General features: G+C 66.4%; 13 protein-coding genes and 1 pseudogene. 5 read left to right on the top strand and 9 right to left on the bottom strand.

Annotated elements, in window-relative coordinates; translation table 11 throughout:
- From OR16_RS37500 to OR16_RS37480, 6 genes and pseudogenes are all read right to left on the bottom strand, one after another.
- Positions 1-550 (bottom strand): annotated as a pseudogene (locus OR16_RS37500) (potassium-transporting ATPase subunit B); the annotation flags it as partial.
- An 11-nt stretch (positions 551-561) separates the two neighbouring features.
- Positions 562-2,382 (bottom strand): potassium-transporting ATPase subunit KdpA, encoded by a 1,821-nt coding sequence (gene kdpA, locus OR16_RS37495; RefSeq protein ID WP_006164366.1) that lies wholly within the window; start codon positions 2,380-2,382, stop codon positions 562-564.
- Positions 2,382-2,471: a K(+)-transporting ATPase subunit F gene (kdpF, locus tag OR16_RS37490; RefSeq protein ID WP_006164365.1), complete on the bottom strand. Its 90-nt coding sequence runs from the start codon at positions 2,469-2,471 to the stop codon at positions 2,382-2,384. Before kdpF ends, kdpA begins: the two co-directional genes overlap by 1 nt.
- Positions 2,471-2,638, bottom strand: coding sequence for a hypothetical protein (locus OR16_RS44765; RefSeq protein ID WP_192816487.1), 168 nt, complete (start codon positions 2,636-2,638; stop codon positions 2,471-2,473). The genes kdpF and OR16_RS44765 overlap by 1 nt, the downstream gene beginning before the upstream one ends.
- 262 nt (positions 2,639-2,900) lie before the next feature.
- Positions 2,901-4,991 (bottom strand): hypothetical protein, encoded by a 2,091-nt coding sequence (locus tag OR16_RS37485; RefSeq protein WP_006164364.1) that lies wholly within the window; start codon positions 4,989-4,991, stop codon positions 2,901-2,903.
- Positions 4,992-5,246: 255 nt separating this feature from the next.
- Positions 5,247-6,218 (bottom strand): magnesium and cobalt transport protein CorA, encoded by a 972-nt coding sequence (locus tag OR16_RS37480; RefSeq protein WP_006164363.1) that lies wholly within the window; start codon positions 6,216-6,218, stop codon positions 5,247-5,249.
- 144 nt (positions 6,219-6,362) lie between these two features.
- Between OR16_RS37480 and minC the strand changes: the two genes are divergently transcribed.
- The 4 genes from minC to OR16_RS37460 all read left to right on the top strand — a co-directional run bounded on the left by minC (position 6,363) and on the right by OR16_RS37460 (position 9,771).
- Positions 6,363-7,187 carry a septum site-determining protein MinC gene (minC, locus tag OR16_RS37475; RefSeq protein WP_006164362.1) on the top strand — a complete coding sequence of 275 codons (825 nt, stop codon included), beginning with the start codon at positions 6,363-6,365 and terminating at the stop codon, positions 7,185-7,187.
- Positions 7,188-7,250: 63 nt separating this feature from the next.
- Positions 7,251-8,066, top strand: coding sequence for a septum site-determining protein MinD (gene minD / locus OR16_RS37470; RefSeq protein ID WP_006164361.1), 816 nt, complete (start codon positions 7,251-7,253; stop codon positions 8,064-8,066).
- Between the two features lie 15 nt (positions 8,067-8,081).
- On the top strand, positions 8,082-8,336 hold the full coding sequence (gene minE, locus OR16_RS37465) for a cell division topological specificity factor MinE (RefSeq protein ID WP_006164360.1): 255 nt from the start codon (positions 8,082-8,084) through the stop codon (positions 8,334-8,336).
- A 352-nt stretch (positions 8,337-8,688) separates the two neighbouring features.
- On the top strand, positions 8,689-9,771 hold the full coding sequence (locus tag OR16_RS37460) for a porin (protein WP_006164359.1): 1,083 nt from the start codon (positions 8,689-8,691) through the stop codon (positions 9,769-9,771).
- An 82-nt stretch (positions 9,772-9,853) separates the two neighbouring features.
- Here OR16_RS37460 and OR16_RS44305 read toward each other — a convergent pair whose 3' ends face one another.
- Together OR16_RS44305 and OR16_RS37450 are read right to left on the bottom strand one after the other, a co-directional pair.
- Complete coding sequence (locus OR16_RS44305) at positions 9,854-10,693, bottom strand: hypothetical protein (RefSeq protein ID WP_006164357.1); 840 nt, start codon at positions 10,691-10,693, stop codon at positions 9,854-9,856.
- Positions 10,690-11,388, bottom strand: a complete 699-nt coding sequence (locus OR16_RS37450) for a response regulator transcription factor (protein WP_006164355.1) — start codon at positions 11,386-11,388, stop codon at positions 10,690-10,692. The genes OR16_RS44305 and OR16_RS37450 overlap by 4 nt, the downstream gene beginning before the upstream one ends.
- 232 nt (positions 11,389-11,620) lie before the next feature.
- Here OR16_RS37450 and OR16_RS37445 point away from each other — a divergent pair, with 232 nt between their 5' ends.
- Positions 11,621-12,313, top strand: a complete 693-nt coding sequence (locus OR16_RS37445; protein WP_006164353.1) for a response regulator transcription factor — start codon at positions 11,621-11,623, stop codon at positions 12,311-12,313.
- Between the two features lie 36 nt (positions 12,314-12,349).
- On the opposite strand, the gene OR16_RS37440 is transcribed toward OR16_RS37445, so the two are convergent.
- The coding region (locus OR16_RS37440; RefSeq protein ID WP_006164351.1) for a Bug family tripartite tricarboxylate transporter substrate binding protein at positions 12,350-12,631 on the bottom strand (282 nt) is incomplete at its 5' end.

Raw genomic sequence — 12,631 nt, 5'->3', positions numbered from 1 at the left:
ATGTCGCCGGCCTCGACCAGCACCACGTCGCCACGGCGCAGCGCGGCAGCGCCACGCGCCTCGGTGGCGCCGGCGGCGCGGTAGTCGCGCCGGCCTCCTTGATCAGCTTGGCGGTGACGGTGGTCTTGAGCCCGCGCAGCGCTTCGGCTTGCTGCTTGCTGCGGCCCTCGGCCAGCGCTTCGGCGAAGTTGGCGAACAGCACGGTAAACCACAGCCACACCGATACGGCCAGGATGAAGCCGGCGCTCTCGCCGCCCGCCGTGGCGGGGGAGAACAGCGCGCGGAAGAACAGGATCGTGGTCAGGATGCTGCCCGCATAGACCACGAACATCACCGGGTTGCGCAACTGGTCGCGCGGCGAAAGCTTCTTCACCGAGTCGAGCAGGGCCGGCTTGACGAGCTCGGGCGCGAACATGCCGCCGCGCGGGCGATGATGGCCGCCGCTCTTTTGCGTGGCCATGGCAGGCGTGACCACGCTGGTTGCCGGGGTAGTGTTTGCCGGTGCCGCGCCGGCGTTCTTGCTGCGCGTCACCATGGATTCTTGTTGCATGCGTTTCTCCATTACTTGCTAGCCGCCGAGACCACCGGCGCCTGCAGCTGCTCCGCCACCGGGCCCAGCGCCAGCGCCGGGATATAGGTGAGCGCGCCCACCATCAGCACCGAGCCCACCAGCAGCACCACGAACAGCGGGCCGTGCGTGGGCATGGTGCCGCCCGTCACCGGCAGCCTGCGCTTGGCGGCCAGCGAGCCCGCCATGGCCAGGATCGGCACGATGATCCAGAAGCGGCCGAACCACATCGCCGCGGCCAGCAGCACGTTGTAGAAGGGCGTGTTGGCCGACAAGCCGCCGAAGGCGCTGCCGTTGTTATTGGCGGCCGACGACAGCGCGTAGAGGATCTCCGAGAAGCCGTGCGTGCCGGGGTTGAACACGCCCGCGCGGCCAGGCTCCGCCATCACCGCCACGGCCGTGCCGAGCAGCACCAGCAGCGGCGTGACGAGGATTGCCACCGCCGTCATCTTCATCTCGTAGGTCTCGATCTTCTTGCCCAGGTACTCCGGCGTGCGGCCGATCATCAGGCCCGCGATAAACACGGCGAGCACCGCGTACACCAGCATGCCGTACAGGCCCGAGCCCACCCCGCCGAACACCACCTCGCCGAGCTGCATCAGCAGCATCGGCACCAGCCCGCCGATGGCGGTGAAGGAGTCGTGCATGGCATTGACCGCGCCGCACGACGCCGCCGTGGTGATGGTGGCGAACAGCGCGGTGGCGGCGATGCCAAAGCGTGTTTCCTTGCCCTCCATATTGCCGCCCGCCTGCAGCGCGCTGGCCGCATGATCGATCGGCAAGCCCGCCAGCGCGGCATTCGCCTGCTGCTCGGAGGCCGCGGCCAGGCACGCCATCACGATGAAGATCACCGCCATCGACGCCAGGATCGCCACGCCCTGGCGCCGATCCTTGACCATCTCGCCGAAGGTGAAGCACAAGGCCGCCGGGATCAGGAAGATGGCCAGCATCTCGATCAGGTTGGCGAGCTCGGTCGGGTTCTCGAACGGATGCGCCGAGTTGGCATTGAAGAAGCCGCCGCCGTTGGTGCCAAGCATCTTGATGGCTTCCTGCGAAGCCACCGGGCCCATGGCCAGCGTCTGCTTGTCGGTTTTCATGGCCTCCATCACCGGCGCGCCCTTGGCGTCGAGCACGGGCTGGCCGGCTGCGTCGAGCTTGGGCTGGCTGTACTCGACGGGCGTGACCAGGCTGGCTTCCTTGTAGCTGTCAAAATTCTGGATCACGCCCTGGCTGACCAGCGCCAGCGCGATCGCGGCGGCGATCGGCACCAGCACATAGAGCGTGCAGCGCGTCATGTCCACCCAGAAGTTGCCGATGGTGGCCGCGCTCTGGCGCGCGAAGCCGCGGATCAGCGCGAACACCACGGCAATGCCGGTGGCCGCCGAGAAGAAGTTCTGCACCGTGAGCGCCAGCATCTGCGTGAGATAGCTCATGGTGGATTCGCCCGCGTAGCCCTGCCAGTTCGTGTTGGTCGCGAAGCTGATGGCGGTGTTGAAGGCCGAGTCCGGCGAAACCGCGCCGAAGCCTTGCGGATTGAGCGGCAGCCAGACCTGCACGCGCTGCAGCACATAGACCGCCACCACGCCCAGCATGTTGAAGGCGATGACCGCGATGGCATATTGCTTCCAGCCCATCTCGGCATTGGCGCGCACGCCGGCCACGCGATACAGCACGCGCTCGAGCGGGCGGCCCCAGGCCGTGGCGAGGTAACGATCGTCTTCCATCGCGCGGCGGATATAGCGCCCCACGAAGGGCGCGAGCGCCAGCAGGATGGCAAGGTAGAGGACCAGTAGTCCCAGGAATTCGGTGGACATCAGAATTTCTCCGGCCGGAACAGGGCGATCAGGAGGTAGATAAAGACAGCAACGGCGAGCACGCCGCCCAGGAGGTCAGCCCAGTCCATCACAGCCTCCTGTCGGTAGCACTGTCCTTGCGGCGCGCGTCGGCGGCGTCTGCGCCCGGCCCCTCGGGCACTCCCGGCGGCTTGCCTCCGAGCGCCGCGCACAAGAGCAGCAGTGCGCCAGTCAGCGCACCAAACAGCAACAAACCAATGAAATAGATCCCGTCCATGGCAACACACCGTGAGTGATTCACAGATGGCAGATTAGGGATCGAGCGGTAAAAACGGGGTAGAGAGGGGCGGCGGGGGTGTAAAGAAGATATAAAGAACGCGTAAAAACGGCGCGAAAGCGGATGGCAGCGCTCATCCCGCGGCCTGGCATCGACGCCGGCCCCAAAAAAATGCCCCGCAGGCCTTTGGCCTTGCGGGGCTATGCAGGTCGCCGCAGCCGGCTGTGGCGCCGGCCGCGTCAGGAGCGCCTGATCCGTTGCATCAGTTGAACGTAAAGACCGCCGACTTGTTGCTGTTATCCAGCATGCGGTAGCCAAACAGCAGCCCGCGGTTGGTGGTGGCCGTGAAGGGCGGCACCGTCGCGTTGACCACGATCGAGGTCGCACCCTTGGGCGCCGGCGTGGATGTGCTCCAGGTGCCGTTGTTGTCGACCGAGGCGGCAACGTTGCCGATCTGCTGCGCGGAGACGTTCTGCACCCAGTCCGCCAGCAGCGACGTCTGCGCACCGGCCAGGCTGGCGTTGGCCGGGTCCAGCGCGGCCAGCGACTTGCTGCCCAGCGTGTTCCACGGCAGGTTCACCCCCTGGGTGGCAGGTACGAGGTCGCTCAGAAGGGTCTTGGTGTAGCTGTAGGTCGGCGTGGTGTTGGTGCCGTGGAACAGCTCGATGCGGTACTTCGCGCCCTTGACCACCTTGGTGCCATCGGCGGTGTCCGCCGCCTGCGCCCACGTCAGGCTGACGGGATTGGTCAACAGCGTGGTGGCTGCGCTGCCGCTGAGGCCCGCCGTGCGCGAGAACCAGAAGTTCGGGCAGTTGTACGACGGCAAAGGCGGGTTGAACTCGTTGCCGCACTGGGCTGTGACGGGCACCGCGCCGGTCTTGTTGCTCACGTCCATGTAGGGCTGGCCCACCTCAAGCGCAACCGGCGCGATATAGACAATGCCATTGCTCGGCAAGCCGGGCCCGGTCACGCGCGCATAGCTCAGGGGGGCGTTGTTGACGATGCTGCCCGGGCCCTTGGCGTTGATCAGGAACTGGATGCCGTTCTGGAAATGGCTGTAGTTGTTGTTGCTCTTGTTGAAACCCGGGTTCATCTGCTCGACGCGCCGGATCTGGAGCCTGACCGTGACGTCGACCGGCTGCTGGTTGCCGACCAGCCACCAGCTCGACGGATGCGCGCTGGTCGCGCCGCCCGCGATATCGCGTGCCGTCGTGATGAGGTTGCCGGGGTTGCCGCTGGCGTCCAGGTACCGGATGTTGAAGATGGCTTCGTCACGCCCCGAGGCCGTCGACGCGGCGGGATAGAACGCCATGATTTCCGGCACGCTGAACTGTGCGCCCGTCATGGTGTCGCTGGTCAGGATGCCGTAGAGCAATTGCCCGAAATAGAAGCCGTTGTGGAAGAAATCGACACCGGCCGCGTTGCTGGTGTCGGCAGCGATGTTCTGGCATGCGGATGCCACCCCGTCGACCGCCGGGCCGCCCTGCGACGCGCTCAGGCTGGTATCGGAGGATGTCACGCGCTGTGCGACGGGCAGCGCGAAGCAGGCCGAGAGCCCCTTGGCGACTGCCTGCGCTGCCTGCGGCAGGGCCGCGACGGCGGCGGGCGGCGCGGCCAGCGTGCCGCCGGTGCTGGTGGCGGTGGCGATGGCCACGGGCGTCGGGTTGTCGACGGTAGTCAGCGCCAGCTTGCCGGTGGCCGGGTCCGTGACCACCTTGACGATATCGAGCACCTGGTCGGCAGTATTGCCCACGCCGGCGGCCGTGGCAGCGGTAATGGCGGTCGAGAACGGATCGTAGTTGGCGGGCGCGCCGATGGCGGCGAGCACGCTGGCGAGCTGCGCGACCACATTGGCGGTGACCTTTTGCAGGGCGGCGGCGTCCACCGTCTTGCCACTGACGAACGTCAGCGGATTGCCGTCGGCGGCGAGTTGCGCCACGATGGCCGTGGTCAGCGGCGTGGCGTTGAGGGTGAGCTTGGCGCCGGCGGCCGGCGTGACGGTGCTCACGCTGACCAGCGGAGCGGTGTTGCCGGTGGGATCCGTGACAACCACGAAGAACGGCGCCACCTCGCCCGTTTTCAGGGTGCAGGTGTAGGTGCCCAGCGCGCTGGTGGTGACGGCGGCTTCCTGGCAGGGCGAGGCGCCCGCGCTGTCGGTAATGGCCACATTGGCGTTGGCGAGCGCGGCGCCGGTAGCGGCCGTGCCAGTCACCGCGGCCGCGGCCAGGACCGGCTTGTCACCGGTGGCGCCGCTGCTGCTGGTGCTATCGCTGCCGCCACCGCCGCAGGCGGCCAGCGCCAGCAGTGCCGCGCCGCTCAGCGCGAGCCCGAATGTCTGAGAGTGAAGCTTCATTGGATTTCCCCCTGGGAATGGATGCTGCCGTTCTTGTCTTCTGGTGCTTCCGGGTTCCACTGCCTGGCGTGACCACGCTAGCCCGATCCGCGCAAGGACGCGGACCTGGGCCAGACTATCCAAGCAAGCCGGGGGGAGGGAATCCCATAAACATGGCATGGCGCCATGTCGGGCGGGAGGGGTGACGGCGGGAGGGGTGACGCAGGGAGGGCGAGGAAGGTGGCAGGGCCGCGGAGAAAGGCCCCGCCGCGGCGCTCAGATCCAGCCTGACTTATGCAGCTTGCGCCAGAGCCCGCCGCAGGCCAGCGCGGTCACCCCGATCACGGCCGGATAGGCATAGTGGAACGTCAGCTCCGGCATGAAGCTGAAGTTCATGCCGTACAGGCTGAACACCACGGTGGGAATGGCCAGGATGGCGCCCCAGCCGGCCAGGCGCTTGACCACTTCGTTCTGGCCCACCGTGACCAGCGCCAGGTTCACCTGCACCGCCGTGGTCAGCATCTCGCGCACCACGTCGAGGGTGCGCACCAGGCGGCTGGCATGGTCCTCGATGTCGCGGAAGTACGCGCGCAGCTCCTTGGGCACCAGCTCCTCGTGCAGCCGGATCAGTTGCCCGCAGATCTCCTCGATCGGGTAGACCGCATTGCGCAGGCGCAGCACCTGGCGCTTGATGTGGTACAGGTGCTCGAGCGCGGCGCGGTCGAATTCGTCGCGGAAGATGCCTTGCTCGAGCTGCTCGAAGGCATCCTCGAGCCGGGTGACGATGGGCATGTAGTGGTCCACCACGAAATCCATCAGCGCGTAGAGCACGTAGCCCGGGCCGTTGGCCAGCGCGCGCGCGTCGCTTTCACAGCGCTCGCGCACCGGCGCATAGCTGCTGCTCACGCCGTGGCGGACCGACACCACATAGCTGGGGCCGACAAACAGGTGGGTCTCGCCCACCACCAGTTCCCCATCCACCAGTTGCGCGGTGTTCAGCACGATGAAGATGGAGTCGCCGTAAGTCTCCAGCTTGGGGCGCTGGTGGGCGTCAAGGGCATCCTCCACCGCCAGGTCGTGCAGGCCAAACTCCTGCTGCACCTTGCGCAGCAGCGGCAGGTCCGGTTCGTGCAAGCCCAGCCAGACGAAGGTGCCCGGCACGGCGATTGCATCGCTGATCTGGTCCAGGGCCACATCGCCGACGCGCTTGCCGCTGCGGTAGGCCACACTGTTGACGATCGCACCCATGGCTACTCCGTTGCTCAGATGGCGCAATCGTAACAAGAGCGCCGTCAACGCGCCGCATCCGGCACCGGCCTCATGTCATCGGGCATTTGTTACAGTTCTGCACCCAGACGAAGTTAGAATGTCCCATTTCCACGGTCACCGACTATGTCCCAGAAGAAATCGCCACGCTTCGAGCTGCGCAGTGGCAATGTCGACGCCCTCCTTCTCGCTCTGAAGACCACTGACATCGCGGCGCTGCGTGACGATCTCCTGTCCCGCTTCGAATCGACCCCCGACTTCTTCTCCAACGATGTGGTGGCCCTGGACCTGCGCCGGCTGGAAGGTGACGACCAGGTAGCCCTGGACACGGTGATCGAGACCCTGGCCCTGCTCAAGGCGCGCGCCATCGGCGTGGTGGCCCGCGAGGCGCAGCGGGGCTGGGCCGAGTCGTTCGGCCTGCCGCTGCTGGACAGCCAGAGCCGGCGCGGCGGCCGGGACGAAACCCCGCAGGCCGAGCCGGCCGCGGCGGCAGGCCCCTCGCCGGCCGAAGCACTGGCCGACGCCCAGGCTGCGGCCCAGGCCGAGGCAAAGGCAGCGGCCGCCGAAGTGGAAGCCGCCGCCACGGCCGCCATTGCCGAGGCCGCAGCGCGCAGCCTGCCCACCATGCTGATCGACAAGCCGCTGCGCTCCGGCCAGCAGATCTACGCCGCCGGCGACGTGGTCATCCTCGACCTGGTCAGCTACGGCGCCGAGGTGATCGCCGAAGGCAATATCCATATTTATGCCCCGCTGCGCGGCCGCGCGCTGGCGGGGGTCAAGGGCTACGCGCAGGCGCGCATCTTCTGCACCTGCCTGGAGCCCGAACTGCTCTCCATCGCCGGCATCTACCGCACCGCCGAACTGCCACTGCCAGCCGATGTGCTGGGCAAGTCGGCCCAGGTGCGGCTGGCCGGGGAAAAACTGATTCTCGAACCGCTCCGGATGAAGTAACACCCGCCGCAGAGCCCAAACCCAAAGCAGCGCAAGCTTCAACCATTACTGGATCCAAGAGCCATGGCAAAAATCATCGTTGTGACCTCCGGCAAGGGAGGCGTAGGCAAGACCACCACCAGCGCCAGCTTTTCCGCCGGCCTGGCCCTGCGTGGCCATAAGACTGCCGTGATCGACTTCGACGTCGGCCTGCGCAACCTCGACCTGATCATGGGTTGCGAGCGCCGCGTGGTGTATGACCTGGTCAACGTGGTGCAGGGCGAAGCCAACCTGAACCAGGCGCTGATCAAGGACAAGAAGTGCGAGAACCTGTTCATCCTGCCGGCCTCGCAGACGCGTGACAAGGACGCGCTGACCAAGGAAGGCGTGGAGAAGGTCATCAACGGCCTGATCGACATGGGCTTCGAGTACATCGTGTGCGATTCGCCCGCGGGCATCGAGTCCGGCGCCCTGCTGGCCATGTATTTTGCCGACGAGGCCCTGGTCGTGACCAATCCCGAGGTGTCCTCGGTGCGCGACTCGGACCGCATCCTGGGCATCCTGTCGTCCAAGACCAAACGCGCTGCCGAAGGCGGCGACCCGATCAAGGAACACCTGCTGATCACGCGCTACAACCCGAAGCGCGTGCATGGCGGCGAGATGCTATCGCTCACCGACATCCAGGAAATCCTGCGCATCAAGCTGATCGGCGTGGTGCCGGAATCCGAAGCCGTGCTGCACGCGTCCAACCAGGGCACGCCGGCCATCCATCTGGAGGGCTCCGACGTGGCCGACGCCTATGGCGACCTCGTGGACCGCTTCCTCGGCAAGGACAAGCCGATGCGTTTCACCGACTACCAGAAGCCGGGGCTGCTCTCTCGCATCTTCGGCAACAAGTAAGGGGGGTCCACCATCATGTCGATTCTGTCCTTCCTGCTCGGCGAGAAGAAGAAGTCCGCCTCGGTTGCCAAGGAGCGGCTGCAGATCATCCTCGCCCATGAACGCACCGGCCATTCGGCCCCGGCCGATTACCTTCCCGCCCTGCAGCGCGAGCTGGTCGCGGTGATCTCGAAGTACGTCAAGATCAGCGACCAGGACCTGCGCGTGAGCCTCGAACGCCAGGACAATCTCGAGGTGCTCGAGGTCAAGATCGAGATTCCTCAGGGATAACCCTCGGGCGGGCCAGCAGTCCCCGGCCCGCTCTTCAAGTGGCGGCGCTTCGCGATGAATCGCCTGCCTGGCCTGCCCTGGCAGCCGGAGCGTGCTCGCGCTGCCGGCCCCTTCCCCACAGCCGTAGGGTGCGTGAGTCACGCTGGCTCCATCTCGCGATGCACCATTATGTAAATTTGTCGCGGCGTCACAACGCTTTTGCACCAATTGCCAGCTTAGAGGCGGCCAACGGGGTGCATTAGTGTCTAAATCTTTTCTGTTTTGTTAAATTTTCGCGGGCGTTTACACGAAACGTAAACTCGTCCGCCGCCGCGATCCGGCCGCGGACACTACAGAATAGAAAAGGAGCCACATGAAGAAATCAGCCCTGACCCTCGCACTTGGTACGCTGCTGGCCGGCAGCGCCTACGCCCAATCGTCCGTGACGCTGTACGGTATCGTTGATCAGAGCATTCGCTACAGCAATAACTCGAATGCCAACAACGATAGCCTGTATCAGCTGACCAACGGCGCCATCACCAACAGCCGCTGGGGCATCAAGGGCAGCGAAGCCTTGGGCAACAACCTGAAGGCGATCTTCCAACTGGAAAGCGGCTTCGATCCGGATACCGGCAGGTCTAACCAAGGCGGCCGTCTCTTCGGCCGTCAGGCATATGTGGGCCTGGCCGGCGACTTCGGTACCATCAAGCTGGGCCGCCAGTACACCGAAGGCTTTAATTTCTTCGGCGACTACGATCCGCTGACCATCGGCAACTACACCGCGAACGCCTGGCCGTTCTTCCTGACGAACTTCCGCAATGACAACGTAGTCAGCTACGGCGGCAAGTTCGGCGGCCTGGACGTGGGCGCCAGCTACGGCTTTGGCGAGAAGGCTGGTTCCATCACCTCGTCGCAATACTGGGGCACCCGCGCTGCGTACACCATTGGCCCGTTCGGCTTTGGTGGCGTGTACCAAGAGGTCCGCGACGCCAACGGCAACAAGCAGCAAATGTGGGGCGCGGCCGGTAAGTACAGCATCGGCCCGGCCAAGATCTTCCTGGGTTACGTGGGTGGCAAGGACCGCACCGGTAACGTCGATGCCAGCCTGAATGGTGACGCCCTGGCCGCTGGCACCGCCAACGCCGTACCGGCAGGCAACTTCACGTCGAACCCGCGCAAGGACGCCATCGGTTACCTGGGCGTGACCTACCAGGCAACCCCGGCACTGGCACTGACCGGCGTGTTCTACGGCGACCACGTCCAGAACGCGAACGGCGTTTCCAACAACCAAGGCAACCGCTACACCGGCGTACTGCTGGCCGAGTACTCGCTGTCCAAGCGTACCCAGGTGTATGGCACCGTGGACTACAACAAGCTGACCGGCGGCACGAAGACCGAACTGCCGGGCAAGAACAACCAGACTGGTGCGGCCGTCGGTATTCGCCACATTTTCTGATTGTCCTTGTCGGCTTGCCCCGCGCTTGTCTCGAGGGTGACGTCTGACTGCAAGAAAGCACCTTCGGGTGCTTTTTTGTTTTTCAGGGCAGCATGGGCAAGTGCAGATGCCAGGTGACACTGCCTTCGGCTTCGGCTTCGGCTTCGGCACCTGCGCTGCCTTCCGCTTCGAGCACGCCGCCATGGCGCAGCAGCACACGGCGGCAAAACTGCATCGCGGGCGCCCCCTCGCGCGCTGCCTGCCACGGCTCGGCAGCGGGGTCGGGCACGAAGGTGATGGCTATCCGGCAGAGGCGGCCGTCGAGCCGCTGGCGCACCCGCGCCGGCGTGCTCCCGGCCGCGGACATTGCCTGCGCCGTCAGCACGCGCAGGGCTTCGGGCAGCATGGCGGCGTCGCCCCGTATCCAGGCCTTGCGACCCGCCAGCTCGAGTTCGGGCGCGGGCCCGGCATGCGGCCATAGCGCGTCGGCGGACTCGCGCAGCAGTGCCGTCAGCTCAAGTACCTCCATGTGGTAGCCGTGGGCAAGCTCGCGCAACAGCCGCGCGGTGTCGTCGATGAGGCGCAGCGACGCCTGCGCATAGCCCGCCGCCTGCGCCACAAACGCCTCGTGCGCGCAGGCGGGCGGCACGCCCTGCTGCAATTCGGCCAGCGCCAGGATGGCACTCTGCGGCGCGCGCAGATCGTGCGACAACGCGCGCATGGCGGTTTGCCAGGATGCCAGCGCCGCGCTATCGCAGGCCGCCGCATCGACGGCGCCACCGGCAGGCAGCATGGCGCGGATGGCGGCCATGCCAACAGGCTTGTCGCGCGCGCCCGCCTCCCTGCCCGCCCCCATCCTGTGCGCGAGACGCTCCAGGTACCGCGCGGACGCGCGCAGGCCGGCCACCCACCGCAGGGTTTCACAACGCAGCCATGCCGTCATCGCGCCACGCCGGTGAGTTCGAGACGGTAGCCATGGGTGTAGACGGGCTGCAGCCGCAGCCCGTGCTCCGGGTGCAGCGCAAGCTTGCTGCGCACACGCGACATATGGGTATCGATGGTGCGCGACAGCGGCGAGATCTCGCGCCCCCAGACCGCCGCCACGATATGGTCGCGCGACACGATGCGGCCCTCGTTGCGAAACAGCAGCACGGTCAGGTCGAACTCCTTGGGAGTCAGCCTGAGCGGGCGGGCGCGGTGCGCCACCGTGCGCGCGGCGCAGTCGATGACGTAGTCGGCCAGCGCCATCTGCACGCAGCCGCTGCCCGGTTCCGGATAGGCGCGGCGCAACAGCGAATGGGTGCGCGCCAGCAGTTCGCCGCGGCGCACCGGCTTGAGCATGTAGTCGTCGGCGCCGGTGGCGAGGCCATCGACCACGTCCTCCTCCGCCACGCGGCAGGTCAGGAACATCACGGGCACGCGCCGGTCCAGGTTGGCGCGCACCCAGGTCAGCACCTCCTTGCCGGAGAGATCCGGCATCTGCCAGTCGAGCAGCAGCAGGTCGAAGTTTTCCTCGCGCAGTTGCAGCAGCAGGTCGCGGCTGCGCGTGAAGGTGGTGCAGGCATGCCCGGCCTCGCCGAGTATCTGCCGGATCAGGGCCGCCTCGGCGGGTTCGTCTTCCAGTGAAGCGATCTTCATACCCATGCAATTTTGCCGGAAAGGCTTGGACGCCTGCCGGTCTCGCGGTGATTGGCGCCCTCGGCGCCAGGGAATGACCCGATGTTGCGGGGCTATCCGTCATTAGATGCCGCGCGAGAAGGCTTTCGGATGAGAATTTTCTTAATCTGCGGCGGAGGCTTCTTATAACCGCCCGCCACGCGGGCCGCGAGGCTAAGATGCCCCGGCAATGCCGCGCACGAGGAGAGATTTCATGCGAGTCGCAATACTGGAGGACAACCCGGGACGAGCCATCCTGCTGGAGCAGACGCTGAGGCTCGGCGGCCACGATCCGGTGCGCTTTCGCGAAGGGGGCGCGCTGATGCAGGCGCTGCGCAACGAGTCGTACGCGCTGTTGCTGATGGCCTGGGAGATTCCCGGCATCCCGGCACGGGACGTGCTGCTGTGGCTACGCCGTACCCTTGGCGATGCGTTGCCGGTGATGCTGCTCAGCCAGCACGACGGCGACGACCATATCGCCCGCTGCTTCGCCCACGGCGCGGATGGCTTCCTGCCATCGCCGGTGCGCCGCGCCGAGCTGGCCGCGCGCGTCGATGCGCTGCTGCGGCGCATGGCGCCGGTGACACCGGCCTGCGGCGACCTGACGCTGGGCGCCTACCGCTTTGTGCTGGCCGAGCGGCGCGCCTTCGTCAACGGCCGCCTGGTCAAGCTGGCGCCCAAGGAGTACGAGCTGGCGGTCTTGCTGTTCCGCCATGCCGGCCAGTTGCTGCTGCGCCAGACCATCGAGGAATCGGTCTGGCGCAGCAAGGTGCCGCCGGCATCCCGCACGGTGGACAGCCACCTGTCGCGCGTGCGCACCAAGCTGGCGCTGGAGCCGCGCAATGGCGTGCGCCTGTCGGCGGTATATGCGACCGGCTGCCGGCTGGACCTGGTCGAGCAGCGGTGATGCGGCTGCCCGTGCTGTCGCCCATCCTGTTGCCCGTCAGTCCGCCTTGATGCCCGCTTCCTTCACGATACGGGCGTTGTCGTCGTATTCCGCATGGATCGCCTTGGCGAACTGCGCGGCGGACCCGCCGGTGGGGACTTCGCCGCCCTTGAGCAGGCGCTCGCGCACCTCGGGCTCTTGCAAGGCCTTGTTCAGCTCGGCATTCAGCCTGGTGATGATGGCCACGGGCGTGCGAGCGGGAGCGAACACGCCGAAGGTGGAAGTGAGGTTGGCCTTGGGATAGCCCAGCTCGGCAAAGGTTGGCACATCGGGCAGCGA

Source organism: Cupriavidus basilensis OR16, from assembly GCF_000243095.1.
GTDB lineage: Bacteria > Pseudomonadota > Gammaproteobacteria > Burkholderiales > Burkholderiaceae > Cupriavidus > Cupriavidus basilensis_D.
Note: the sequence above shows the minus strand (reverse complement) of the source record. Positions and strands in the feature narration are given on the sequence as shown.

What these genes read in the sequence shown, in the direction of transcription:
- kdpA (WP_006164366.1), bottom strand. Translation starts at nt 2,382, where the DNA reads ATGTCCACCGAATTCCTGGGACTACTGGTCCTCTACCTTGCCATCCTG.
- kdpF (WP_006164365.1), bottom strand. Translation starts at nt 2,471, where the DNA reads ATGGACTGGGCTGACCTCCTGGGCGGCGTGCTCGCCGTTGCTGTCTTT.
- OR16_RS44765 (WP_192816487.1), bottom strand. Translation starts at nt 2,638, where the DNA reads ATGGACGGGATCTATTTCATTGGTTTGTTGCTGTTTGGTGCGCTGACT.
- OR16_RS37485 (WP_006164364.1), bottom strand. Translation starts at nt 4,991, where the DNA reads ATGAAGCTTCACTCTCAGACATTCGGGCTCGCGCTGAGCGGCGCGGCA.
- OR16_RS37480 (WP_006164363.1), bottom strand. Translation starts at nt 6,218, where the DNA reads ATGGGTGCGATCGTCAACAGTGTGGCCTACCGCAGCGGCAAGCGCGTC.
- minC (WP_006164362.1), top strand. Translation starts at nt 6,363, where the DNA reads ATGTCCCAGAAGAAATCGCCACGCTTCGAGCTGCGCAGTGGCAATGTC.
- minD (WP_006164361.1), top strand. Translation starts at nt 7,251, where the DNA reads ATGGCAAAAATCATCGTTGTGACCTCCGGCAAGGGAGGCGTAGGCAAG.
- minE (WP_006164360.1), top strand. Translation starts at nt 8,082, where the DNA reads ATGTCGATTCTGTCCTTCCTGCTCGGCGAGAAGAAGAAGTCCGCCTCG.
- OR16_RS37460 (WP_006164359.1), top strand. Translation starts at nt 8,689, where the DNA reads ATGAAGAAATCAGCCCTGACCCTCGCACTTGGTACGCTGCTGGCCGGC.
- OR16_RS44305 (WP_006164357.1), bottom strand. Translation starts at nt 10,693, where the DNA reads ATGACGGCATGGCTGCGTTGTGAAACCCTGCGGTGGGTGGCCGGCCTG.
- OR16_RS37450 (WP_006164355.1), bottom strand. Translation starts at nt 11,388, where the DNA reads ATGAAGATCGCTTCACTGGAAGACGAACCCGCCGAGGCGGCCCTGATC.
- OR16_RS37445 (WP_006164353.1), top strand. Translation starts at nt 11,621, where the DNA reads ATGCGAGTCGCAATACTGGAGGACAACCCGGGACGAGCCATCCTGCTG.